Origin of the sequence: Microtetraspora niveoalba (assembly GCF_001570405.1) — a bacterium.
GTDB lineage: Bacteria > Actinomycetota > Actinomycetes > Streptosporangiales > Streptosporangiaceae > Microtetraspora > Microtetraspora niveoalba.
In genome coordinates this window covers 25637-49168 of record NZ_BBYM01000026.1, presented here as the reverse complement: position 1 = coordinate 49168, position 23532 = coordinate 25637, and the positions used below count along the sequence as shown (strand labels likewise).

General features: G+C 73.3%; 26 protein-coding genes. 6 read left to right on the top strand and 20 right to left on the bottom strand.

The window, feature by feature from the left end; all coding sequences use genetic code 11:
* Positions 1 to 185: 185 nt before the first annotated feature.
* From AWQ70_RS24995 to AWQ70_RS40660, 4 genes are all read right to left on the bottom strand, one after another.
* Positions 186 to 947: a group II truncated hemoglobin gene (locus AWQ70_RS24995; protein ID WP_067180484.1), complete on the bottom strand. Its 762-nt coding sequence runs from the start codon at positions 945 to 947 to the stop codon at positions 186 to 188.
* A gap of 296 nt (positions 948 to 1243) precedes the next feature.
* Positions 1244 to 3352 (bottom strand): SDR family NAD(P)-dependent oxidoreductase, encoded by a 2109-nt coding sequence (locus AWQ70_RS24990; protein WP_067180482.1) that lies wholly within the window; start codon positions 3350 to 3352, stop codon positions 1244 to 1246.
* A 35-nt stretch (positions 3353 to 3387) separates the two neighbouring features.
* On the bottom strand, positions 3388 to 4095 hold the full coding sequence (locus AWQ70_RS24985; RefSeq protein ID WP_067180479.1) for a TetR/AcrR family transcriptional regulator: 708 nt from the start codon (positions 4093 to 4095) through the stop codon (positions 3388 to 3390).
* A 231-nt stretch (positions 4096 to 4326) separates the two neighbouring features.
* Positions 4327 to 4545, bottom strand: a complete 219-nt coding sequence (locus AWQ70_RS40660; RefSeq protein ID WP_067180475.1) for a hypothetical protein — start codon at positions 4543 to 4545, stop codon at positions 4327 to 4329.
* Between the two features lie 103 nt (positions 4546 to 4648).
* Between AWQ70_RS40660 and AWQ70_RS24975 the strand changes: the two genes are divergently transcribed.
* Both AWQ70_RS24975 and AWQ70_RS24970 read left to right on the top strand, forming a co-directional pair.
* Complete coding sequence (locus tag AWQ70_RS24975; protein WP_067180473.1) at positions 4649 to 5068, top strand: SRPBCC family protein; 420 nt, start codon at positions 4649 to 4651, stop codon at positions 5066 to 5068.
* Positions 5065 to 5655: a TetR/AcrR family transcriptional regulator gene (locus AWQ70_RS24970; protein ID WP_218004649.1), complete on the top strand. Its 591-nt coding sequence runs from the start codon at positions 5065 to 5067 to the stop codon at positions 5653 to 5655. The genes AWQ70_RS24975 and AWQ70_RS24970 overlap by 4 nt, the downstream gene beginning before the upstream one ends.
* 106 nt (positions 5656 to 5761) lie before the next feature.
* On the opposite strand, the gene AWQ70_RS24965 is transcribed toward AWQ70_RS24970, so the two are convergent.
* The 7 genes from AWQ70_RS24965 to AWQ70_RS24935 form a co-directional block, all read right to left on the bottom strand.
* The gene (locus tag AWQ70_RS24965) at positions 5762 to 6979 is read right to left on the bottom strand and encodes an aminopeptidase (RefSeq protein WP_067180466.1); all 1218 of its coding nucleotides are present in this window, start codon (positions 6977 to 6979) and stop codon (positions 5762 to 5764) included.
* Positions 6960 to 8105 (bottom strand): MFS transporter, encoded by a 1146-nt coding sequence (locus AWQ70_RS24960; RefSeq protein WP_067180462.1) that lies wholly within the window; start codon positions 8103 to 8105, stop codon positions 6960 to 6962. Before AWQ70_RS24960 ends, AWQ70_RS24965 begins: the two co-directional genes overlap by 20 nt.
* Positions 8102 to 8626: an ArsR/SmtB family transcription factor gene (locus AWQ70_RS24955; RefSeq protein WP_067180459.1), complete on the bottom strand. Its 525-nt coding sequence runs from the start codon at positions 8624 to 8626 to the stop codon at positions 8102 to 8104. Before AWQ70_RS24955 ends, AWQ70_RS24960 begins: the two co-directional genes overlap by 4 nt.
* A gap of 128 nt (positions 8627 to 8754) precedes the next feature.
* On the bottom strand, positions 8755 to 9033 hold the full coding sequence (locus AWQ70_RS24950; protein WP_067180682.1) for a HesB/IscA family protein: 279 nt from the start codon (positions 9031 to 9033) through the stop codon (positions 8755 to 8757).
* Positions 9034 to 9298: 265 nt separating this feature from the next.
* The gene (locus AWQ70_RS24945; RefSeq protein WP_067180457.1) at positions 9299 to 10300 is read right to left on the bottom strand and encodes an acyl-CoA dehydrogenase family protein; all 1002 of its coding nucleotides are present in this window, start codon (positions 10298 to 10300) and stop codon (positions 9299 to 9301) included.
* A 131-nt stretch (positions 10301 to 10431) separates the two neighbouring features.
* Positions 10432 to 11559, bottom strand: coding sequence for an acyl-CoA dehydrogenase family protein (locus AWQ70_RS24940; protein ID WP_067180456.1), 1128 nt, complete (start codon positions 11557 to 11559; stop codon positions 10432 to 10434).
* Positions 11549 to 12388, bottom strand: coding sequence for an enoyl-CoA hydratase (locus AWQ70_RS24935; protein ID WP_067180450.1), 840 nt, complete (start codon positions 12386 to 12388; stop codon positions 11549 to 11551). The genes AWQ70_RS24940 and AWQ70_RS24935 overlap by 11 nt, the downstream gene beginning before the upstream one ends.
* Positions 12389 to 12461: 73 nt before the next feature.
* On the opposite strand from AWQ70_RS24935, the gene AWQ70_RS24930 reads away from it, so the two are divergent.
* Genes AWQ70_RS24930 through AWQ70_RS24920 form a run of 3 tightly spaced genes read left to right on the top strand, consistent with a single transcriptional unit; the run spans position 12462 to position 15073 of the window.
* On the top strand, positions 12462 to 13238 hold the full coding sequence (locus AWQ70_RS24930; protein WP_067180448.1) for an SDR family oxidoreductase: 777 nt from the start codon (positions 12462 to 12464) through the stop codon (positions 13236 to 13238).
* A 51-nt stretch (positions 13239 to 13289) separates the two neighbouring features.
* On the top strand, positions 13290 to 13916 hold the full coding sequence (locus tag AWQ70_RS24925; RefSeq protein ID WP_067180447.1) for a TetR/AcrR family transcriptional regulator: 627 nt from the start codon (positions 13290 to 13292) through the stop codon (positions 13914 to 13916).
* On the top strand, positions 13916 to 15073 hold the full coding sequence (locus AWQ70_RS24920) for an acetyl-CoA C-acetyltransferase (protein WP_067180446.1): 1158 nt from the start codon (positions 13916 to 13918) through the stop codon (positions 15071 to 15073). The genes AWQ70_RS24925 and AWQ70_RS24920 overlap by 1 nt, the downstream gene beginning before the upstream one ends.
* 232 nt (positions 15074 to 15305) lie before the next feature.
* Here AWQ70_RS24920 and AWQ70_RS24915 read toward each other — a convergent pair whose 3' ends face one another.
* Complete coding sequence (locus AWQ70_RS24915; protein ID WP_067180444.1) at positions 15306 to 16796, bottom strand: hypothetical protein; 1491 nt, start codon at positions 16794 to 16796, stop codon at positions 15306 to 15308.
* Between the two features lie 561 nt (positions 16797 to 17357).
* Between AWQ70_RS24915 and AWQ70_RS24910 the strand changes: the two genes are divergently transcribed.
* Positions 17358 to 17750: a PadR family transcriptional regulator gene (locus tag AWQ70_RS24910; RefSeq protein WP_067180442.1), complete on the top strand. Its 393-nt coding sequence runs from the start codon at positions 17358 to 17360 to the stop codon at positions 17748 to 17750.
* On the opposite strand, the gene AWQ70_RS24905 is transcribed toward AWQ70_RS24910, so the two are convergent.
* The 8 genes from AWQ70_RS24905 to AWQ70_RS24875 form a co-directional block, all read right to left on the bottom strand.
* The gene (locus tag AWQ70_RS24905; protein WP_067180439.1) at positions 17741 to 18718 is read right to left on the bottom strand and encodes a hypothetical protein; all 978 of its coding nucleotides are present in this window, start codon (positions 18716 to 18718) and stop codon (positions 17741 to 17743) included. The genes AWQ70_RS24910 and AWQ70_RS24905 overlap by 10 nt on opposite strands.
* A gap of 455 nt (positions 18719 to 19173) precedes the next feature.
* Positions 19174 to 19281 carry a DUF6893 family small protein gene (locus tag AWQ70_RS42440; protein WP_373282371.1) on the bottom strand — a complete coding sequence of 36 codons (108 nt, stop codon included), beginning with the start codon at positions 19279 to 19281 and terminating at the stop codon, positions 19174 to 19176.
* A complete protein-coding gene (locus AWQ70_RS24900; RefSeq protein ID WP_245647140.1) occupies positions 19278 to 20153 on the bottom strand; it encodes a hydrogenase maturation protease in 876 nt (291 codons plus the stop codon). Before AWQ70_RS24900 ends, AWQ70_RS42440 begins: the two co-directional genes overlap by 4 nt.
* A complete protein-coding gene (locus tag AWQ70_RS24895; RefSeq protein WP_084517780.1) occupies positions 20150 to 21202 on the bottom strand; it encodes a hypothetical protein in 1053 nt (350 codons plus the stop codon). Before AWQ70_RS24895 ends, AWQ70_RS24900 begins: the two co-directional genes overlap by 4 nt.
* Before the next feature lie 7 nt (positions 21203 to 21209).
* Entirely contained in the window at positions 21210 to 21857 is a 648-nt protein-coding gene (locus tag AWQ70_RS24890) for a DUF6084 family protein (protein ID WP_067180422.1), read from the bottom strand.
* 18 nt (positions 21858 to 21875) lie between these two features.
* Positions 21876 to 22154, bottom strand: a complete 279-nt coding sequence (locus AWQ70_RS24885; protein ID WP_245647139.1) for a hypothetical protein — start codon at positions 22152 to 22154, stop codon at positions 21876 to 21878.
* Complete coding sequence (locus AWQ70_RS24880; protein WP_157530359.1) at positions 22151 to 22885, bottom strand: DUF5947 family protein; 735 nt, start codon at positions 22883 to 22885, stop codon at positions 22151 to 22153. The genes AWQ70_RS24885 and AWQ70_RS24880 overlap by 4 nt, the downstream gene beginning before the upstream one ends.
* A gap of 10 nt (positions 22886 to 22895) precedes the next feature.
* Entirely contained in the window at positions 22896 to 23525 is a 630-nt protein-coding gene (locus AWQ70_RS24875) for a NifU-related iron-sulfur-binding protein (protein WP_067180416.1), read from the bottom strand.
* Positions 23526 to 23532: the final 7 nt, after the last annotated feature.

The following is a 23532-nucleotide window of genomic DNA, read 5'->3' as shown; positions in this document are numbered from 1 at the left end:
CTTCCGTTTGCCGACCCCTCGCCGGTCGTCCGGGAGGGGATGGCAAGAGCGTCGCAACGGCGTTCTCGCGCCTCCAGGGGTATCGGTGGCCGGGCCGTTGCACCGCAAGTTGCGACGGCCCGGCCTGCGGATTCTTCGCCGCCTCGCAACAGAAACCTCGCCGGGCGCGGGGCACGGCCGGGGATTCAGCCGGTGTACGGCGGGGCGACGCCCCAGCCCCAGCGCGGAACGGGCGCGTCCTGGATGGGCGTCGCGCCGGGCTGGGAGTTGCTGAACGCCAGGCGGGTGCCCCACTCGATGTATCCGCTGAACGCGGCACGGAACTCGGGGTCGTCCGGCAGGCCCACCTCGTCGGCGGCGTCCATCAGCAGGCTCACCCACCGGCGCCGCATCGGCTCGGTGATCGCCTTGCCGAGGTGCATGGACAACATGTGCCGGTAGCCGCCGCGCTCGTCGGTGTAACGGGAGGGGCCCCCGAAGACCTCGGCCAGCCACATCGCCACGAAACGCGGATGGCCGGGATGCATGTCCTTGAACAACGGCCCGATCAGCTCGTCCTCCCCGACGAGTTCGTAGAACCTCGTGGTGAGCCGCTCGAGCGCCTCGGAGCCGCCGGCCCAGTCGTACAGCGTCGGGATGGAGCCGCCCGAGCCGCGCACCGCCGTGCGCTCGTAGTGGCGCATCTCCGCGATGTCGTTCACGTACGGCCGGATCTCGGCGAAGAACGCCCGGAAGTGCTCGCCCGCCCGGAACCCCTCCATGTGGTCCCGGGCGGACGTCCAGGTGATGCGCAGGATGTAGGAGGCCGGTTCCTCGACGCATCGGGAGAGCTCGTAGTCCACGCACTGCGGGGCGGCGGCGAGCGAGACGGCGGCCCGCCCGTAAGCGGCCTCGAACTCCTCGGCCCGCTCCGCCGGAATCGCATAACGGATGTACTCAACGATCATGTCGCGAAAATACACCGAAGACGTGTAATCGTGTAATGCAATTCATGATGCGCTTGCCGGAGAACCCGACGGTCGATCGCAGACGCCGACCAGATCTGCCCGGCCCAGGCGGTCGGCCGAGAGGTCGGTGGAACAGTCTTCGGCCCTTACTTCAACGACAACACGAAACGGCTCTGGGAGATCGCCGGCGAGCGCGGAGCCAACCAGGGTTGAGGCCTGTGCCTGCACGTCGACAGGCAGCGTTGGGGCGATCGCCGACCTGATGAAGGGCGAACATGAGCCTGGCCGTGAGCCGTTCACTCCCGGTGCCTGCGCACCATCCCGGCGGCGAGGGGAGCCGCGGCGAAGTCGCCGGCGGTGATCCGCGCCGCCACGGTACGACGTACGAGCCGGTCGGCCAGCCGTGGGGCGTGCCTGGCCACCGCCATTTCGACGCGTCCGCGGGGGGTGGTCGCGACGTCCCGCGGGGCGCGGCGCGCCGTCAGCGCGCGGGCGATCGCGTCGACCACGCCCTCCACGGGCTCCGGCCTGGACACCGCGTCGAGGGACAGGCCGGCCTGCCGGGTGCTGTCGTGGATCGGGCTGCGCACCATGCTCGGATAGACGGTCGTCACGCCGACGTGCGTCCCGACCTCGAGCCGGAGCGCGTCGGCGTAGGCGGCCAGTGCGCGCTTCGAGACGCCGTACGCGGCGGCGAGCGGCAGCGGCAGGACCGCCATCCGGGAGGCGACGAAGACCACCCGCCCCCTCGCGCGTACCAGATGGGGCATGACCGCGGCCGTGACGCGCCAGGCGCCGACGAGGTTCAGCCGGAGCTGCGCGTCCACCTCCTCGTCGGGAGCGAGCTCGGCCGGCGCCGGTCCGCCGCGCCCGGCGTTGTTGACCAGCACGTCGACGCCGCCGAGGAGCGCCACGGCTTCCTCTGTCGCCGCGTCCACGGAGGTCTGGGACGTGATGTCGCAGGTGATGATCGGTATGCCGGAGTCCTCGGGGCACACGACGTCCAGCCCGACCACGTGCGCGCCCTCCCTGACGAAGCGCTCGCTCATGGCCCTGCCGAAGGTGCCGGCCGCCCCGGTGATCAGGATCCTGCGCCCGGCCAGGCCCGGCCCGGTCGAGGGGCGCAGCTCCTTCTTCATGATCCGGAGGTACTGGTCGATGTCGATCCGCATGTGCGGGCGCCGCTCCCCCCAGCGGGCCCGGGCGGCGGCGAGCTCGGCGGAGGCGATCTTCGAGGCCGTCTCGGGTGCGGGCGGCCGGTACGTTCCGGCGCGGAGAGCGGCCACCAGCCGACCCTGCGCCTCGACGACAGGCAGCGCCGACCCGGTGGACTGCATCAGCCCGACATAGCTGATGGACGTGTCTCCGATGGGGAGGACATGGCGGTAGAGCAGCAGGCTCGCCGGGTCGCCCGCCGTGCCGGCGTCGAGGAAGGGCAGCACCGCGCGGTATCCGGTGCACCAGATGATGTGGTCGACCTCGTCCACCCGGCCGTCGGTGAAATGGACGCGCGATCCGTCGAAACGGGAGATGCCGTGCCGGGGGAGCACCTGCCCTGCGGCCACCAGCGCGGGTACGGAGTCGCTCAGGGTGGGGTGGTCCTGGAGCAGGCCCTGCCGGGGCGTGGGGAGGCGCGGTCCCGCGGGCCTCCTGTCGAGGATGCGGAGCATGGTCTGCGAGACCACCTGCCGCACCCGCCAGGGGAGCAGGGCGGCCAGGGCGCCGTTGAGCTGGTCGGAAGGACGGCCGAGCAGTCGTTTCGGCACCACCCAGACGCCTCGCCGGGCGGACAGCAGCACGGCCGAGGCGTGGTCGGTCAGCTCGGAGGCGATGTCCATCGCGGAGTTGCCCGTGCCGACCACGAGCACGCGCTTTCCCGTGAATTCCGCTGGAGTCACGTAGCCGTGCGCGTGGGACTGGGTGCCGGTGAACGACCCGGGGTAGGGCGGATCAGGGTAGCGCGGCACGTGGTTGTGACCGTTGGCGACCACGAGGTGCTCGACCACCTCGCGGCTCCGCCCGCCGGGGCCGTCCAGGACCAGCTCCCAGGACCCGTCGGAGGTGCGTCGCGCCGACTCGAGCGTCGTGCCGAACCTGAAGCGCTCGCCCACCCCGGAACGGTCGGCGTACGCGAGCAGGTATTCCAGCATCTGGGCGCGGGTCGGATAGTCCGGCCACTCCTCCGGCATGGGGAAGTCGGAGAACTGCGTGCGCGGCTTGCTCGTGTTGAGGCGGAGCCCCTCGTAGGAGGCGGTGGTGTCGTCCAGCCGCCACAGGCCGCCGAGCCCGTCGGCGCGCTCGATGCCCAGCACGGGCACCCCCGCCTCGATCAGCGCCTTGACCGCGGCTATCCCGGCGACTCCGCCGCCGACGACGGCCGTCATGCCCGGCTTCCTGGGGTCCATCGCGCACCCTCCGATTAATCCATCGACTGATGGAATTATTGGCGAGATGGGGCGCGCGCGCCAGGGGGTGCGTAGAGGAGATCGATGAGGCGGTGGGCGTAGGCACGGAACTCGCGCTTCTCACGGGCGACGGCGACCGCTCCGGTTCCCGCGGCGGTCAGCGCCGCCACGTGGCCGTGCGCCGCCCATACCAGGCTCCGTACGGAGACGTGGGGGGTCGGCTCGCTGATGAGGCCACGGGAGGCCGCGTCCAGCAGGGCCTGCTCGATCTCGTGGTAGATCGGCAGCGCGTACGCCTCGTCCAGCGGAGCGTGCCGGGTGGGGTCCAGCCAGCGGCGCAGCCACAGGAACGTGGTGTGCGGATGCTCGTCCAGGAAGTCGACGAATGCGTCCACGAGACCGTGCACGGCGCCGACCAGATCGGAGAGCGACGCCGAGCGCGCCGCCTCCGCGACGGCGCGGACCGAGGGTTCGAGGGTCGCGCGCTCCAGCGCGAAGACCCGGGCGAAGCACGCCTCGCACAGCTCCGCCTTGGAAGGGAAGTGATGGTGCACGCTGGAGACGTCGATCCCGACCTGCCCGGCGATGTCGCGCATGGATACGCCGTCGAACCCGCGTACGGCGAAGAGTTCGGTCGCCTTCAGGAGGATGCGCTCGGGCGTGGCGGGTGCGGAAAGGTCACGTGGCGGCCGCCCCCGGCGGCGCGCACGGGGCGCTCCGGCGTCTTCCTTGCTCGTCTTCATGCCCCAAGTCTGGTCGCGTTCCCGCCGGACATGCAATCGATCGCCTGTTGGATTACCGGGGCCCGCTTCCACGACTCCGGCTCCACCGATCGGTGGAGTCGCTCCACCGCGTGAGTGAGCGGCCGATTCCACCGCCCGCCCGGGCCCTGCCCGGCGTGCCCGTCGCGGCCGTCACCGGACGCGGCCTGTACGCCGGCTCCGCATGCGGCTGGTCTGGATGGCCGGCGGCGGCTACGCACTCTCCGGCCCGTGCTCGGCATCCTCACGGTGACGAACGAGTGGAGCCACCGTACGGCGCTGAGACGAGAGGCCGTCGAAGTACGCCGCCGCGACCCGGGTGTGCAGAGGGAAGGCCAGCTCGCACGGGCCGTCGATCACCGACCATCCCGACGTCTCGGCGGTGGGCGCGCTCGGAGGGAGGGCGGCCGCGTCGGCCGGCGGCGCTCGCACCAGACCACCTGTCCCAAGACGTCTCACACCGCCTTCGCCCAGATGCGGAGCGGGTCCGCGGCCGGCCTGTGCGGCGGATGATCCGAGATGTACCATTTGGTACATGCGGTTCGAATCCGTGATCATGATCGCCGCCGCCCCGCAGCGTGTGTGGGAGGTGTTCAGCGATGTGGAACGCTGGCCCGAATGGGCCGAGAGCTTCACCTCCGTGGAACTCGCCGAGCCGGGGCCGTTGAAGATCGGGTCACGGGCGAGGATCAAGCAGCCGAGGCTGCCCCCGGCGGTCTGGGAGGTGACCGAGCTGGTCGAAGGGGAGCACTTCGTCTGGGTGAGCAGGAGCCCGGGGATGCGGGTCACCGGAGGCCACTGGGTGGAGGCCGCCCCGGACGGCACGGTCGCCCGGTCCACCATCGACCAGGAGGGGGTGCTCGGCCCGCTCATGGCACGGCTGACCGGCAGGCTCACCACCCGCTACCTCGCGCTGGAGGCCCAGGGCCTGAAGGCGCGCAGCGAGCGGGCGTGACTCCCAAGGACGTGACTCCCAAGGAGAGGTGGCTGGCCCAGGCGATCGAATACTTCGCCGCCCACGGGGTCGGGGACGCCAGCCTCCGCTCCATCGCGGCCGGCCTCGGCACCAGCCACCGGGTGCTGATCCACCACTTCGGCTCCCGGGAAGGGCTGCTGGCCGAGGTCGTACGAACGGTCGAGGCGCAACAGCGGGCGGCCCTCGCGGACCTGGTCACGGACGACGTGCCTCTGGGGGAGAGCCGGCTGCGTTTCTGGGACAAGGTGGTAGAAGCCACCCTGATCTACGGGCGTCTCTTCTTCGAACTCTCCGCGCACGCGATGCAGGACCGTCCGTACGCCCGAGGGCTGCGGAACGACCTCGTCGCCGTCTGGCTGCCCCCGCTGACCGAGATCTGCCTGCGGAGCGGGCTGGGCCCGGAGGAGGCCCCCGTGTACGCGCGGCTGAGCCTGGCGGCCACCCGCGGTCTTCTCTTCGACCTGCTGCTGACCGGCGACCGGAAGGGCGTGGACGAGGCGCTCCTGCTGCTCGACCGGCTCTACCTGGAGCTGGTCGGGCGGCGGGCGGCCGGCGGCCCGCCCTGACCATCACCTCGGCCAGGACGTGCCGGCCGGTCCGGGGCTTCGAGGCCGCCCGGACCTCCTCATCCGGGTGTCGGCTCCGGGCCGCGCGGGGACATGGGCGTGCCCTTCAGATCTGCCACTCGTCGTCGCGGAGCAGTTCGATCACGCCTCCGTCGTGGCCGATCCCGGTGACGGTGACGTCGGGGCCGCCCACCATGAAGTCGACGTGCACGCCGGAGGTGTTGACCCCGGCCGCGTCGAGCCCGGCGGCGTCCCGCGCGCGCAGACGCGCGGGCACGCCGGGAGGCAGCCCCGCGCCCCAGGCCAGGTGGCAGGTGGCGTTCTCGTCCAGCAGCGTCTCGAGGAAGGTGACACCCGATCGCCCGACCGGTGAGGAGCCGTCCACGAGCGCCAGCTCACCGAGCCGGGCCGCGCCCGCGTCGGTCGCCTGATGGGTCCGTACGACGTCCGCGCCGCTGCTCGCCCGCACCTCGCTCACCACGCCTCCGGTGAAGGTCAGCTCCAGGTCGCGAACGACGGTCCCGTTGAGGGCGAGCGGCCGCGTCGCGCGGACCCTGCCCTCGACCCGCCGGTAGTCGGGGGTGGTGAACACCTCCTCCGTGGGGAGGTTGGCCTGGAAGACGTGCCCCTTCACGGACTCCAGGCGCGCCGCGGTCCAATGCGCGTCCGGGAGCAGGCCGACGGTCAGGTCGGTGCCCGGCCCTTCGAACCGTACGGCGTCCAGGCGCATCGCGCTCAGCGTCCGCGCGCGAGCGAGCAGCTCGGCGATGCGCTCCTCCCAGGCGGCCCGGGGATCGGGCCGGTCCAGGCGGAGGATGGGCCGCAGATACTGCCACAGCCGGGCCTCGTCCGGTTCCCCGGTGATCGCGCGAGCCCACTCCGCCGTCGGGCAGGGGATGATGACCCAGCGGACCAGGTTGCCGAGCTGCAGCCGCTGCCTCGATGAGAGGTACGGCATCCGATCCAGGCCCGCCCTGACCGGGTCCTCCCCGGCGAGGAGATCCGGCGCCGCGGCGCCCCGGATGTTGACCAGGACGCCGCTGTGGCGTGCCAGTTCCTCGTTGCGGGCGTCCAGCCAGGAGGGGACCTCGCCCAGCGTCGCCGCGTCCGCGTGCCGCACCCGGGACCGTCTGGCGTACGGATCGAAGTACCAGATGTCGGCGTAGCGGGCGCCCCGGGCGTACGCCGCCTCCGCCAGGGCGCGGGCGAGCGGGGCGTGCTCGATCTCGGCGTTGATCAGCACCCGGTCGTCGGCGAGGACCGGCACGGCGACGTCGAAGACGACGTCGGCGTAGCCGGCCAGCTCAGCGTCGGGAATGGTCATGTGTCTCTCCTTGGGGTGATGTCTCTTGCGGCGTGCGGTGGAAGGGGAGGACCAGCGGCGCCAGGCCCGCGACTCCGGCCGCGACGGCGAAGCCGTAGGCCAGGCCGAGGGACTGGGCGACGGCGCCGAGCGCGAGCGCCGCGCTCAGGAACCCGAGGTCGAAGAACGCCGTCGTGGTGGCCAGCGCCGAGCCCCGCTGGCCGGCGGGCAGGCCGGTCACCGCCATCGTGAGGAACGCCGGGAGCCCCAGCGCCTGCCCGGTGCCGAGTACCGCGGCCGCGACGAGCGCCCCGGTCACGGAGGGCCAGAGGGGGAGCAGGGCGAGCCCCGCGGCGGTGAGCGCCAGGGCGGCTGCCGCCGCCGTGCGCGGGGCGATCCGGGCAAGCGCCCTCTGGCCGCCCAGCCGTACCGTGAGCAGCACGCAGCCGTAGAGGAGGAAGTGGGCCCCGCTGTCGCCGCCGCCCAGCGCCGCGACGTGCAACGGCAGGAAGGCGCTGAAGGCGGTGTAACCCCACACCGACGCCCAGTACGCCAGTCCGGGAAACAGCCCCGCCCGGTGGACGAGCGGCCCGCCCTTTCCCGTACGGGACGGAGCGCCGCCCGCCGCGCCGGGCAGGAGCAGGCAGGCGCCGGACGCCGCGAGCGCCACGGCTCCGGCCACGACCCACACGGCCCCCAGGCCGAGGGCGGAGCCGACGGTCTCGGCGAGCGCCGGCCCGGCGAGCAGGCCGCCGTTGACCGCGACGGAGAAACGGTTGATCGCCGCGCCGGGACGGTTGTGATCGCTCGCGGCGGCGGCCAGGCCGACGTACATCAGGGATTCGCCGACTCCCGCGACGGCCCGGCAGACCAGGAACAGCGGCAGCGAGTCGGCGAGGAGCACGCCGGGCGCGGCGGCGGCCAGCAGCGCGGTGCCGGCGCAGGCGGTCACCCCGCGGCCGCGCCGGTCGGCCAGCCGGCCCGCCACGGGCCGGGCGAGCAGGGCGAACACCGACGTGATCGCCAGACAGCCGCCGACCACGGCGGGGCCCTGGGCGAGCGGGCCGGTGACGTGCCTGGGGATCGCGGGAACGAGCAGCCCCACCGACAGGAAGCCCGCGCCCGTGCACAAGAGCAGGCGGGTCATCGTACGTCGTCGAGTTCCAGCAGCAGCGCGGTCATGCTGACCTTGACCCTGTCACCGGAACGGGGCGGGCCCGCCTTGTCGTGGACCAGGGCGACCGCCTGGTCGATCAGCCCGACGACCTCCTCCCACACGGACCGGTCCAGCCACACCTCGGCGTCCATGGACATGCGCTGGGTCCTGGCCTCGGCGATACGCCGGGAGAGGTCCGCGCTCAGCGCCTCGTGCAGGAGTTGCCGGCCCTGCGCCCGGTCCAGCCGGGAGCTGCTGGAGGGGTCGTAACGGTAGCGCCTGCGCGGTCGTCCCTTGCCTCCTCGCGGCGGCCCCTCGTCCACCCGCTCCAGGAAACCCGCCTCGGCCAGTTGCCGCAGGTGGTAGCTGGCCGAGGCGTGGGCGATGCCCAGCTCCTCCGCGACCTCCGTGGCCGACATCGATACGCCGGTGAGCAGCGACACGATGCGGATCCGGAGCGGGTTGGCCAGCGCCCGCAGCGGGACCAGGTCGTCGCCATCGTCGCCATCCATTTCCCAAGGCATGTTGGGATAATACTTTCCCAACAACCTTTGGGAAAGAGCTGTCTCGCGAGGGCGCACGCTGATCGGGCCCGGCCGTGGAGCGGCCGGGGTGGACGGGGCCGGTGACGGCGCTGTGGTCAGGACGTCAGCCGGAAGACGGGCCGGCCCTGCGCGTCGTTCTCGGCGTCCAGCGTTTTGCCCTCAAGAAGGGCGACGGCGTCCGGGTCGACGAAGACGCGCACCCCCTCCTTCTCGATCACCTGGTCTCCGGACCAGGCGTCGCTCGCCAGCGAGAACTCGAGCGCGCCTTCTTCGCCGGGCTTGGGGGCGATCCGCAGGCCCGCCCGGTGTGGCAGGTACTCGCCCACTGTCAGATCGCGGATCGCCCCCACGGTCTTGTCGGTCATCGTCAGCACGGCAGGCTCCTCGATTCCGATGCCGATGTCCGTCCTCTCCCGGTACCCGCCCGGCGGGTCAGGTCCGCCGGCCCGCCGCGGGCCGGTCGTACCCCCCGCTCCCGCCATCGCAGGTGCGCACCTGCCCAGAGCCGTCCCGAGCAAACGGGATGGCCCCCGCCCAGGCAGGGCCGGATCGGTGAGGAAACGCGCAGGGCCCCCGACTCGGGGGTGGAGTCGGGGGCCCTGCGACGGCGAGGAGGCGCGGCCCGGCGGCGGGAGCGGATCAGGTCAGCGCGGCGAGCACGCGGGCCCGATGCGCGGAGGGGGAGCCCCACGCCGAGTGGAGGGCGCGGGCCTTCCTGATCCACAGGCTCGGGTCGTACTCGTCGGTGTAGCCGATCGCGCCGTGCACCTGGAGGGCGATCTTGGCCGCCGCGTACGCCGCCTCCGACGCCGCGACCTTGGCCGCCGACACGTCGCGGGAGAAGTCCGGCGAGCCGTGGGAGAGGGCCGCGCCGTGGACCAGCGGGCGGGCGTACTCCAGGCCGACGAGGGCGTTCGCGAGGTGGTGCTTGACCGCCTGGAACTCGCCGATCGGCCGCCCGAACTGCCGCCGCGCCCCGGCGTACGCCACCGAGACGTCCAGCAGCGCGCGGCCCACGCCGACGAGCTGGGCGGCGGCCGCCAGCGCGCCCATGTCGCGGGCGGCCTCGGCGGCGGTGCGCACGGACGGGCCGGAGGCGACCACGTCGCCCCCCTCGACGGAGAACAGCCGCCGGGCCGGGTCCAGGGAGGCGCGCACCTCGCCGGGGACGGCCACGCGCAGCTCGTCGCCGTCCACCGTCAGCACGACGTCCGCCGCGTCCGCGTCCAGCGCGTACGGCACGGCCGGGGGCAGGGCGAGCGTCGCCACCGTGCCGCCCTCGGCGATGCCCGCCAGCCACCCGTCCGCCGTCCCGGGCGTCACGACGAGGTCCTCGGGGGCCAGCCGGTCGAGCAGCGCGGCGACGGCGACGCTCTCGGCGAGCGGTCCCGGGGCGGCGTGCCGTCCCAGCTCGTGGAAGGCGGTGACCAGCTCGACGGGGAGCGGCCCCGCGCCGCCCGCCGCCTCGGGCACGGCGACGGCGAGCACGCCCGCCTCGGCGAGCGTGCGCCACAGGGTCAGGCCCGGCTCGTGCGACCCGGCCGCCCAGGCGCGGATCGCGGCGGGGGTGTCCGCCTCGGCCAGGAGCTTGTGCAGGGTGTCGCCGAACAGCCGCTGCTCGGCGTCGAGGATGAACTTCACGGCCGCCTCCCGAAAGTCGTCACTGTGCCGCGGCCGGCGCCGGCCCGGCCTCCGGCACCGAAGTCCCGCGTGGTGTCCCGCCCGGTTCGCCGCCCGGTTCGCCGCGTGGTGTCACGGTCGCGCGCCACGGGTCACCGCCCCGCCCTGGGCAGGCCGAGGACACGCTCGGCGATGACGTTGCGCTGGATCTCGTTGGTCCCGGCGTAGATCGGTCCGGCGAGCGAGAAGACGTAGCCCTCCAGCCAGTCGCCGTCGAGCTCGCCGTCCGGGCCGAGCAGGTCGAGCGCGGTCTCGTGCAGCGCCACGTCGAGCTCCGACCAGAAGATCTTGTTGACGCTGGACTCGGCCCCGACATCCTCGGTGCGCGAGATGGTCTCGAACCCCTTCAGCCGGTACGCCCGGGACCTGATCCAGGCGTCGGCCACACGGTCGCGCAGCGCCGTGTCCGAGGGGTCGCCGCGCTCCTTCCAGAGGTCCACGAGGCGGTCGGCGGCGGCCAGGAACCGGCCCGGGCTGCGCAGCGTGAGCCCGCGCTCGTTGCCGGTGGTGCTCATCGCGACCTTCCAGCCCTCTCCCGGGGTGCCGATAACGTCCCGGTCGGGCACGAAGACGTCGTCGAAGAACAGCTCGGCGAACGCGGGCTTGCCGTCGATGCGCCCGATCGGGCGGCGGGTCACGCCGTCCGCGTCCAGGGGGAACATGAGGTACGTCAGGCCGCGGTGCCGTTCGGCCTCCGGGTCGGAGCGGAACGGGCCGAAGCCCCAGTCCGCGAAGGCGGCGCGGGAGCTCCACGTCTTCTGCCCGTTGAGCAGCCAGCCGCCGTCCACCCGGGTGGCGGTGGCGCGCAGGGACGCCAGGTCGCTGCCCGCGCCCGGCTCCGACCACGCCTGCGCCCAGATGACCTCGCCCGACGCCATCGACGGCAGGACCCGGTCGAGCTGCTCGGGCGTGCCGTGGTTGAACAGGGTGGGGGCGAGGAGGTTGATGCCGTTCTGGCTGACCCGGCCGGGGGCCCCGGCGGCGTAGTACTCCTCCTCGAAGATCAGCCACTCCAGCGGGCTCGCGTCCCGCCCGCCGTACCGCTCGGGCCAGGAGACGACGGACAGCCGCGCGCCGTGCAGCTCGCGCTCCCAGGCGCGGTGCGCGGCGAAGCCCTCCTCGATCTCCAGGGAGGGCAGGGGAGCGGCGGGGACGTGCGCGCGCAACCAGTTCCGGACCTCGGCCCGGAACGGTTCGACGGACGACAGGTCAAGATCCATCAGCGGCCGCCTTCATGCTCTTGGGGTCCATCCCGGCCAGGGAGTCGGCCGAGGTCTCCGCGTTGTGCGCGTGGGCGAGGTGGTGCAGGCCGAACACGGAGTCCATCCCGGCGTGCATGCCCTGGAGGTCCTCGGCCTGGTTCACCGCCTTCTTGGTCAGCGCGAGCCCGAGGCGCGGCATGGCGGCGATCTTCTCCGCGAGCGCGAACGTCTCGGCCTCCAGCTCGTCGCGCGGGACGACGCGGTTGACCATGCCCACCTCGTACGCCCGCCGGGCCGGCATCCGGTCGCCGGTGAAGAGGAACTCCTTGGCGATCCGCGGGGGCATCACCCAGGGGTGGGCGAAGTACTCGACGCCGGGGATGCCCATGCGCACCACCGGGTCGGCGAAGAACGCGTCGTCGGAGGCGACGATCAGGTCGCACACCCAGGCGAGCATGAGCCCGCCCGCGATGCAGGCGCCCTGCACCATGGCGATCGTCGGCTTGGGGATCTCGCGCCAGCGGCGGCACATGCCGAGGTACACCTCGGACTCGCGGGCGAAGCGGCTCTCGGCGCCCTCCTTGCCCACGTGGTCCCACCACAGGCCCGCCCTGCGCTCGAAGGAGACGTGCGCGTCGCGTCCGGGCGTGCCGATGTCGTGGCCGGCCGAGAAGTGCTTGCCCTCTCCGGCCAGCACGATCGCCTTCACCTCGTCGTCGGCGACGGCGCGGTAGAAGGCCTCGTCGAGGGCGTAGGTCATCGCTGAGTTCTGCGCGTTGCGGTACTCCGGGCGGTTCATGGTGACCACCGCCACCGGTCCGCGCCGCTCGTAGCGCACTACGGTCATCGGGGACCCCTCATTCTTTCTAACAATTGTTTGGTAGAGTAAACCATGTGAAGCTCACTGAGGAGGGTCGGGGATGAAGCCGTCCTATGTTCCGGGTCACGGGCTGCTGCGCGACCGGGTGGCCGTGGTGACCGCGGCCGCGGGCACCGGCATCGGCGGAGCCTGCGCCCGCCGCATGCTGGAGGAGGGCGCCCGCGTGGTGATCAGCGACGCCCACGAGCGGCGGCTGTCGGAGAGCCTCGCCGCGCTGCGGGAGGAGTTCGGCGCCGACGCGGTGGCCGCGGTCCCGTGCGACGTGACCTCCGAGGAGCAGGTCCAGCACCTGTTCGCGGCCTCCGAGGAGCTGTTCGGCCCGATCGACGTCCTGATCAACAACGCCGGCCTCGGCGGCACCGCCAAGCTCGTCGAGATGACCGACGAGCAGTGGAGCCGGGTGCTCGACGTGACCCTGAACGGCACCATGCGCTGCACCCGCGCCGCGCTCACCCGCATGCAGCCGCGCGGCCGAGGCGTGATCGTGAACAACGCGTCCGTCATCGGATGGCGCGCCCAGGAGGGGCAGGCGCACTACGCGGCGGCCAAGGCCGGCGTCATGGCGCTGACCCGGTGCGCCGCCGTCGAGGCCGCGCCGTACGGGGTGCGGATCAACGCGGTGGCGCCGTCGCTGGCCATGCACCCCTTCCTGGCCAAGGTGACCACCGAGGAACTGCTGGACGAGCTCACCAAGCGCGAGGCCCTCGGCCGGTACGCCGAGCCGTGGGAGGTCGCCAACGTCATGGTCTTCCTCGCCAGCGACTACTCCTCGTACATGACCGGAGAGGTCGTCTCCGTCTCCAGCCAGCACGCCTGATCCGGTGCGGAGAGCGTCTCCCGGCCGGATGGCACGAAAGGCCCCCGTTCCATGAGCCCACGTCGCCGAGACTCCAAGAGCACCGCCGCCGCGCGGGCCGAGCGGCGCGCCGAGCTGCTCGCGGCGGCGGCCGAGGTGTTCGCCTCCCGGGGATACGCCGTCACCACGGTGCGCGAGGTGGCCGACGCGGCGGGCATTCTCGGAGGAAGCCTCTACTACCACTTCGACTCCAAGGAGTCGATCGCCGACGAGATCCTGTCGGCGTTCCTCACCGACATGTGGGCGGCGTACGAGAAGGTGCTCGGCTCCGGTCTCGGCGCCGGCGCGACCTTCCGCGCGCTGATCGGCGCGTCCTTCCAGACGATCGACCGCCATCGCCCCGCGGTCGTCATCTATCAGAACGAATCGAAACACCTGGCGACGAATCCGCGTTTCTCGTACCTGCTGGACAGCCAGCGGCGTTTCAGAGAGGTGTGGCTGTCGGTGCTCGACCGGGGCGTCCTGGACGGGGAGCTGCGTCCCGACCTCGACACCGGTCTCATCTACCGGTTCATCCGCGACACCGTCTGGCTGGCCGCGAGCTGGTACCGGAGCGACGGCCCGCTGCCCGCGGACGAGATCGCCAGGCAGTACGTCTCGATGGTCCTCGAAGGGATCCTTCAACCTAAGGAGTTGTGATGGCGGAGGCATACATCGTCGAAGCGGTGCGCACCCCCGTGGGCAGGCGGAACGGCGGCCTGGCCGGCGTGCACCCGGCCGACCTGGGCGCGCACGCGCTCAAGGCGCTGATGGCTCGCTCGGGCGTGGACCCGTCGGCCGTCGAGGACGTGGTCTTCGGCTGCCTCGACACCGTCGGCCCGCAGGCGGGCGACGTCGCCCGCACCTGCTGGCTGGCCGCCGGGCTGCCTGAGGAGGTCCCCGGCGTCACCGTGGACCGGCAGTGCGGCTCGTCCCAGCAGGCGCTGCACTTCGCCGCACAGGCCGTCATGTCCGGCACCTCCGACCTCGTGGTCGCGGGCGGTGTGCAGAACATGTCCCAGATCCCCATCGCGTTCGCCTCGCGCGGCGCCGCCGACTCGCTCGGCTTCACCGAGGGCCCGTACGTCGGCTCGCTCGGCTGGCAGGCCAGGTACGGCAAGCAGGACGTGTCGCAGTTCCGCGGCGCCGAGATGATCGCCCGCGACTGGGACATCTCCCGCGAGGACATGGAGGAGTTCGCCTTCCGGTCCCACCAGCGCGCGATCCGGGCCATCGACGAGGGCCGCTTCGCCCGCGAGATCGAGCCGATCGGGGGCGTCGAGCACGACGAGGGCCCGCGCCGCGACACCAGCCTGGAGAAGATGGCCGGGCTGAAGACCCTGGAGGAGGGCGGGCGGCTGACCGCCGCCGTCGCCTCGCAGATCTCCGACGGCGCCGCCGCCCTCCTCATCGCCTCCGAGGAGGCGGTCAGGACCCACGGCCTGCGGCCCCGCGCCCGCATCCACCACCTCTCCGCGCGCGGCGAGGACCCCATCCGGATGTTGTCCGCGCCGATCCCCGCCACCGCGTACGCGCTGAAGAAGACCGGCATGCGGATCGAGGACATGGACCTGGTCGAGATCAACGAGGCGTTCGCCTCGGTGGTGCTGGCCTGGCTGAAGGAGACGGGCGCCGACCCCGAGCGGGTCAACGTCAACGGCGGCGCGATCGCCCTCGGCCACCCTCTCGGCGCCACCGGCGCCCGTCTCATGATCACGATGCTGCACGAGCTTGAGCGCACCGGCGGCCGCTACGGCCTGCAGACCATGTGCGAGGGCGGCGGCCAGGCGAACGTGACCGTCATCGAACGCCTCTGACCGAACGCCTCCGCTCGGGCGCGCCTCTGCTCTCGGCGCCGTCGCGCCGCCGGCCGGGGTCGGACCGGACCGCGGCCGGGTCCGGCCCGATCGCGGTCCGGCCGCGGCGCCCGGCCTCCCACGCCACCGCGGCGTGGGGGGCCGGTGGGCGTCTCCGCGCCTTGGCCCCGGATCCGCCCCCAGAGATCCCGGCCGGACGCCGTGAATCACCTGGTCGAGGTCGCGCGACAGGTCACTGGAGGGAGCTCGGCGGCCGGTAGAGGTACCACCGCTGCGAGCCGGTCGCGATGAGCGGAACGCGGCGCCAGGAGGCGAGGAACCCGGCCGGGGTGTCCTTCCGGTTGCTCAGCACGCCGACCCAGTCACCCCGGACCAGCGCCGCGTCGATCTGCCGGGGCAGCTCGTAGCCCCCGTAGTCCTTGGTGATCCCGACCATGCCGCAGCCGCTCAGGTAGCCGACCTGGAGCGCGGCGTGGCCGTACAGGAAGCACGGCCGCGTGATGCCGAGACCGCGCAGCGCCTCGGCCGCCAGGCGGTCGGGCTCCCGGGCCGCACCCTCGACGTCCGCCCGCTCGAGCAGCGTGCTCCCCTGGAGCACGAAGAACGCCAGCATCGCGACGGCCACCAGCACCCGGCCCGCCCGCACCCGCGCCACCGACGCGAGGCCGCAGGCCACGGGCAGGGCGAGCAGGGCGTACACCGGCAGCAGGAAACGCGGCGCGGCGTACCCGATCGTGAAGATGTACGACAGGGCGAGGGCCACGCCCGACGCGGTGGCGATGATCAGCGGCCGCCTGCGCGCCGGCTTGCGCACCGCCCACAGGCCGACCGCCGCGAGCACCGGGATGGCGGCGAACCACGCGACGTGCGCGAGCGGGACGTCGCCGCACGGGTGGCCGAAGCGGCACAGGATCGGGCCGTCCAGCGCCCGCAGGTGCTCGCCCAGGCTGAAGTGCAGCCCGGCCTCGTTCTTGGCGCCCGCCGCGGACAGCCGCGCGAGCGGGCCGCCGTAGTTCGTCATCGCCTCGACGAGCCACTCGCCCCAGCCGACCGCGAGCCCCGCGACGACGGCGGCGACCTGCCGCAGGCGCCTGGCCACCAGCCCGTACGCCACGAGGGGCAGCGCCAGCCAGGACGCGTCCGTCGGGCGGACCAGCGACGCGATCGCGAAGGCGAGCACGATGCCCACCAGGGCGCCCCTGCGCTTCGCCTGGCAGAACAGGGCGGCGCCGCCGACCGCGCAGAACGCGACCCAGATGTTCGGCATCGCCTCGCCGCCGTAGAAGAGCGACGTCCACAGCCCCGCGAACAGCGCTGCGGCGGCGGGAACGGCGGCCCCCGGCCGCAGCCGCACCCAGGGCGCGTACGCGAGGAAGAGTCCGAGGCCCGACAGCAGGCTGAGGTAGACGCGGATGGCGATGACCGACGAGGTGAACAGGGTCACCGGGGCCACCAGGAAGGGGACCCCTCGCGCGCGCGGCGCGCTGAACCAGGCCGGGGGCACGCCCGGAGTGACCTGGCTGACGTAGATGCTCTCGTCCCAGCCCAGCCCGACCCGGGCGGTCACCAGGAGCTGGACCGCCGAATAGCAGACCGCCACCGCGGCGAGCGCCAGGTACCAACGATGCGAGGCCGCCCAGCGCCTGACACCCTTCCGGGAGGACCGCCCCGGCGCCCGCGAGGAGCCGCCACCCCGTGCGGCGGTCTCCGTAAGCTGATTCATCGTATTTCTCCCCGTCACAACCGGCGCAGGTGCCTCACCTGGCTCGGCGGAATCATCTGCGCCAGATTAGTTAGCGCTTGTTCAGCGACCGTCGAGCATCGGGTAAAGGCAGGTTTAACTCCGCCGCCGAGGGTTACGAAGCGGATTTTCCCGGCCGCGCTTTCCCCGTCCTGCTTTTCCCCGTCTGCTTTCCCCGCGCCCGGTTTTCCCTCCGCGGCCCGTCGCCCGTCGCCCCCTCCCGTCCGCTTCCGTAGGGGCTTACGGGCCTCACCCGCCCGGCTCCCGTGTGCGCCCCCGGTCCCGTCCCGCTGACGCGGTGGCTTCCACTCGCGTCGCTCTGCTCCCGTATGCGGCCCGCACGCGTCGCGTCCCGCCCGGAAAGCCGGTCGGCGGGGAGCGTTGTTTTGTGGGATCGCGGCGGGCGCTGGGGGAAAGGATGTGAATTCGGATAGTTCCGCTCGCGTGCCCTTTTGGGGGCTTCTGGGTATTCACCGGCGTAATTCGGAAATCGAACCCGTCGACTTCCGGAAGTGGCGAGCGGCCGGGGAACGGTGGTCCGGAGTGAGCGTTTGGGAGCCGAAGAACCTGCTGAGCCCCTGCCTGCTCCTGCTCCTGGGCGAGCGCCCGGATCACGGCTACGAACTCGTGCGGCGGCTGCGCCCCCTCGGCATCGTCGACGGCGACACCAGCACCGTCTACCGCACGTTGCGCTCGCTGGAGCGCCACGGGTGCCTGTGCTCCGACTGGGCGCCGTCAGGCACGGGGCCGGCGCGGCGCGTCTACCGGCTCACCGCGAAGGGCCGGGCGGAACTGCTGAGCTGGCTGGGCACACTGGAGGAGACGCGCAGGCGGCTCGACTACTACCTGCGCCGGCTGGCGCCGCTCGTCGCGGACCGAGCCGAGGTCTTGGGTGGCGGATCGGCCGACCGTCACGCGGGTGGAACTCAGCGGTAGCGGGCGATCATGGGGCCGAAGTTCTTGCCGTAGGCGAGGCCGACTGCGTAGACCGTCCTCGTTCCGGGCACCGCGCTCACCGCGTAGACGCCGACCTCGCGCCTGCGGTGCGCCCCCGCCATCGGCGGTATCTCGGTCCGGCTGCCGTCGGGCGCGACCCGGATGGTCCCGCTCAAGCCGCTCTCGGCGGCCTCCGAGTCGACCAGGATGATGCCGTTCGCGCCGTCGGAGCCGGACGCGCTGACGTCGGCCGAGCCGGGTACCAGCGACCAGGCCGCGCCGTCCCAGTGCATGGTGATCGTGGTACTGCTGGTGCCGTCCTCGTAGTCGAACACCGTGCGGGTGCCGATCGCCCATACGTTGCCGGGACCGTGGGCGACGACCTGGGTGAGCACGATCGACGGGATGCTGCCGTCCGGCCGGCCCTGGCTGTTGATCTCCCTGCTCGGTGTGCGGTCCTCGGGCGCGGGGACCAGTTGCCATGACCGGCCGTCCCAGCGCATGGTCGCCGCCTGTGAGCCGGTGCTCCCCTGCGGGAGCGGCCGGCTGGTGCCGCCGACCGCCCACACCTGGTCGGGCGCCGCGGCCGACACCGACGCCGCCCAGGCGGGCAGGCGCATGACCGTCCAGGCCCGCCCGTCCCAGTGCGCGGCGTGATCTCCGACCACCAGCCACACGTCGTCGGGCGCGAGGGCGGTGGCGCCGGCCCGCTCGCCCGGGTCGTAGTCCATGTCCGGTAGCGGGACCCGGCTCCAGCGCTCGCCGTCCCAGTGGTGCGCGGCCAGAGTGGCGGTCGTGGCGAAGATCCAGGCGTCGCGCGGCCCGGTCGCCACCAGCGCGGGAAACCTCTCGTTATCTTTGGAGTCCCATGTCACCTCGGGCGCGGGGCGCTCGCGCCAACGCCGGCCGTCGAAGTGCAGGAGCAGCAGTCGGCCGGTGCCTTCGTCCGGGCTGCCGAGCGCCCACACATCGCGGGGACCGCTGGCTGCGACCGCGTTCAGCCGGGTTCCGCGCTGGGCGCCGACGTGCTCGAGCCGCCAGCCCCGGCCCCGAGCCGTACGAACTGGAGAGGGTTCGGGGATCGCCGTGGTGATGCTGGAGGAGGTTGCCTGCGGTGCGGGCGCACCCCGCGGCGGCGCGGCGGCGCACCCCGCGCCCAGCAGGGCGGCCGCGCATAACGCGACCAGGCGGGTGGCACTCGACGCACGAGATGCCCGAGACGGGCGGTGACCTCGTTCAGCGGCTCCCCACGGCACCCGATCCGGGTCCGCCCGCACCGGCGGTCCGGCGTACCGGGCGTAGCCCGCCGCTTCGACATCAGTCAGGAACTCCACCGGCATAGGCGGAAAAGTAGGGCCGACCCACCGGCAGCCCACGCGCAGTGATCAAACCGTTATGAGAGCCCTGCCCGCGCGTGGCGGTGTCACATGCGCTCGATCCTGATGTAGCGGCGGATGTCCGGCCACTGCACCACGATGAGCACCAGCGCCGCGCAGCCCAGGACCGCGGCGGTCACCTTCAGCTTCTTCATCTGCTCACGCTCCGTTCCTCCGGGAGTTCACCCGGGTCTCCGTCGCAGACCGGCGCGCCGGCTTCGGCGAGCAGGTCCGCCACCACCGAGGCGACCACGCCGACCGCCTCGCCGGCCGCCGCGCGCACCGGGGCGCTCAGCTCCACCAGGACGTCCTCGTCGGGCGTCCCCCGGAGCACGGCCGCGGGCTCGCAGCACAGGATGAGCACGCGCGGCGGGATGCGGCCGAGCTCGCGTGCCAGGCGCAACACCTGCACGGGGTCCATGCCGTGGGTCTCCACCGGGGCACCGCCGGTGTCCGACAGATGGGGCTCCAGAAGGGTGAGCGTCCCCGGAGGCTCCCCGCGCGGCGCGGCATCCACGAACAGCACGGCGGCGTAGTCCCGTTGCAACGCGTACGCGAGGTCCATGCCGCGGATCCCGAAGTCCACGACGTCCACCTCGGGGGGCAGTTCGGGCGGGCGGGCCTGCTCCAGCCGGCGCACCACCTCGACGCCGAAGCCGTCGTCGCCGAGGAAGATGTTGCCGATCCCGGCGACGAGGACGCGGGCGGGCCGCCCGGCCGGGGCGCCTCCGGCCAGCGGCTCCACCTCCTCGGCGGCGTAGAAGAAGCGGTGCCCGGGCAGCCGGGCCTCCCCGAGGTCGCGGCCGGGGTCGTCCTCCAGGGTGACCGCGAGGTGCGGCGTGCCCTCGTCGTCCCGCTCGACCGCCTCCACGACGGCGATCCGCCCTTCCAGCGCGAGGTCGAAGATGTCCGCGCGGGAGGACCTCGGCCGCAGCCGCACCCGGCTGCCGGGGCCGACCGGTACGCCGTCCACGTCCACCGTGTCGGGGCCCCTGCGTTCCATGCGCGCCCAGAAGTCCATGCTCATGTCCCCGGCCCCTCTCCGGCCGCCGGCCGTACGCCCTGGACGGGCCGGATGTCGCGCAGGGTGCCGTGCAGCCGCATCAGCTGCTCGGGCGTGAGCGCGGCGCACCGGTCCAGGATCTCCCGGGCGCGCGGGTCGCCGTCGCGGATCTCCCGCCGCTCCTCGTCGGTCAGCGACAGCACGCTCAACGTCAGCAACTGGTCGATCTCCGTCGCGTCGAAGAGGTCGCCGGGGCTCTCCGGGGCGATCTCCGGGTGGTCGTACAGGATGATCGGCGCGGAGAGCAGCGTGTCGCGCGAATCCGGCGGGCCCACGAGGACGGGCCAGACGCCGACGTTCCGGCAGCCCTCCGCGAGCGGCCGCAGCGCGTCCGGGGGGTCCATGAGCGACACGAACCCGGCGCCGCCGCGCGCCCGCACCACCATGTGGCAGGACAGGAGCGTCCGTCGCAGGGCCTCCTCGCGGGAGTCGCCCTCCCAGCCGCTCGTGTTGACCACGAGAACGGTGAGCCGGAAGACGCCGGGAGCCGGCCGCTCCGCCCGGATCTCCACCTCGCCCCGCACCTTGCGCCAGACGCGCACGATCGCGCCGACCCGCCGCCCGGACGGCTCCGACAGCCACTCGACCTCCCGGCCGGCGGGGAAGTCGACCGCGACACGATGGGGACGCTCCACGAGCGCGCCCAGGCGCAGGCCGGGCACCGGCACCTCGCGCTCGGTCGCCTCCTCGCGGGCCGTGTACCGGTGCTCGCCCACCGTCAGCTCCGGCACCGGCTCCAGGCGGACGGCGTGCCCGTCGTCGCGCGGCCGGGCGGGGTCGTGGCTGAGCGCGTGCAGGAAGCGCACCTCCACGTCCACCTCGTCCTCGGGCGCCGCCTCCACCAGGCACTGCGTCTGGGCGTACCACGCGTCGCCGCCCTCCGCGCAGTACGCCCGGGGGTGGAGGCCCCCGATGGTCCAGCGCTGCCGATTCTTCAGGGCCGACCGCCGGTACGGCCACAGCAGGTAGCCCTCGTACAGCACGGCCTGGGCGATCCGCCGCACGTCGTCCACGGCCCGCTCACCGCCCTTCCAGCAGAGCGGACACCACATCGTCCCAGCCGGGGAGCGTGTTGCGCACCCGGTAGGCGTAGAGGCGGTCGAAGACCGAGCGGTCCAGGCGCAGCCAGGCGCTGCCGGGGAAGTAGTGGTCCATCAGGTCCTTCCAGACGCGTACCGGCATGGTGAACCGGGCCTCGGTGTCCCAGGGGACGCGGGCCGCGCGCAGCAGCCCGCCGTCCAGGTAGAAGATCGTGCCGCTGAACAGGAACTCCAGCGGTACCTCCCCGTCCGGGAGGGCGTGGAGGTACTTGGCCGCGACCACCTCGAAGTCGTACGTGCAGGTCACCGGGATCTCGGCGGCGCAGGAGCCGTCGCGGAACGCGGGAACCCGCGCCGTCGCGTGCGTCCACAGCAGGCTGCGCAGCGTGCGGCCCCAGTCCGCCGGCGGGCCGAACAGTTCGGCGAGGCGTTCCCGCGCCGCCGCGTCGTAGGAGCGGTGCGCCGCCGCGATGCGGACCTGCGCGCGCAGGTCGAGCGAGCGGATCTCGGCGGGCCCCGCGGCGCCGATCCGCGCGTGGAACCGCAGCGTGGGGACGGCCGCGAACTCGGCCGCCTCCACGCCCTCGACCGTTATCCGCAGCGTCGGCGGGCAGGCCGTCGTCGTCATCGGCTGGTCGCCTCCTCCTCAGGCCGGGGAGAGGTTCGGCATGCGCGGGTCGATGGCGTCGTGCGCCTTCGGTCTGATACCGGTGGACCTCGCCGCGGTCGAGCGTCCGTCGGGGAGGTGGCCCCGCTGGTGCTCGTAGTTGCCCGTGGCGTTGCCCTCCTTGATGCCCTTCAGGTGCGCGGTGAAGTCCGGGCTGACCATGGCGCGCCCCGTCCTGATCGGTTCGCGCGCCCTGCCCTTCCCCACCTTCGACCTGATCTTGGTCATGGTGCCGGACGCGGCCCCTGACTTCGTCATGGCCGGGCTCCCTTCGATCGGTTCCCGTCGTGCGCGCCCGCGGCGTCCACGGTCGTGGACGCGCGGCGCAGGCCGGCGAAGAATCCGGCGATCTCCCGCCAGACGTCCGGGCCGCCGGCCAGGCCCTTCCAGTGCGTGCGGATCAGGCCGACCAGCGCGTAGCAGTCGTCGATCGGCACGAGCCAGTGGTCGCGCGCCTCGCCCGTCCGGTCGACGAGCAGCGCCTCCACGTCGGGGGCGAGCCCGCCGAGCACCGGGTTGGCGGCCTCGATCCTGGCCCAGGTCGCGCGGGCCAGCGGCGACTCGACCGCGCCGCCCGGGCTGGGATAGAGCAGCGCCGCCCGCCGCGCCGCCGAGTCGTGGAAGACGAACGCCATCCGGACGGGGATGCGCAGGGCGTCCCACGCGGCGTCGTCCAACGCGAAGCCGCGCAGGTACCAGCGGCGGTCGGGCACGGCGCGGTACCGCCGCCCGCCCGCCCCGGGCCGGTCGAACAGGGTGGCGCACGGCCGGCACGCGCAGCGGAGCTCGCGGCTGGACAGGTCGACCACGTGCCGGTGCCCGTCCGCGACCGGCGTCGCGCACAGGTCGCAGCGCTCGGCGGCGTCCCGGTCCGCCACGCCCGCGCCGCCCGGTCCGTGGCCGTCCGGTCCGGGCCCGTGCGGCGTCGCCGCGTCGTGGGGGCGCGTGAGGTACCTGCGCAGGGCGCCCATCGTGATCCGTCGTTCCATCGCGCCCGCCTCACGACGTCCGGGTGCCGGAACGGCCCCGCAGGAGGCTGTCCACGGGGATCACGGGCGGGGGAGGGGCGGCCTCCTCGACCTCGACCCGGGCGATCTCGGGCGCCGCCTCGCGGATCGTGTCCTCCAGCGCCGCGCGCAGGGCGGGCACGGAGGACCGGCAGCCGCCGCGCCGGCGCAGCCGGACCCGGGCCACCGCGCCGCCGGCGTCGGCGTCGGCCGTCCCGTGCTCGGCCGTCCCAGGGGCGCCGGTGCCGGCCCGGGCCGCGAGGGGCTCGACGGCGACCAGCTCGGCGGTCGCGCCGCCCAGGCGCGGGGCGGCCCGCTCCACCGCCTCGCGGACGCGGGTCTCGGTGTCGGCCGGGTGCAGTCCGTGCAGCAGGAGCAGGTGCCCGACCAGTTCGTCCGCCGCCAGCGCGTCCACCAGCTCCGCGCCGCCCGCGTCCGCGGCCGCGGCGACGATCCGCGCCAGGCCCTCGCCGTACAGCTCCAGGAGCGGCTGGAGGAGCTCGGCGATGGTGGCGCGGGTCCCGGGGTCGGTCATCGATTCGAGCCGCTCCAGCAGCTCCTCCACGCGGTGCGCGCGGTCGGCGGCGTCCTCGTCGGTCAGCGGGATGTGCTGCGTCGCCATCGGTCCC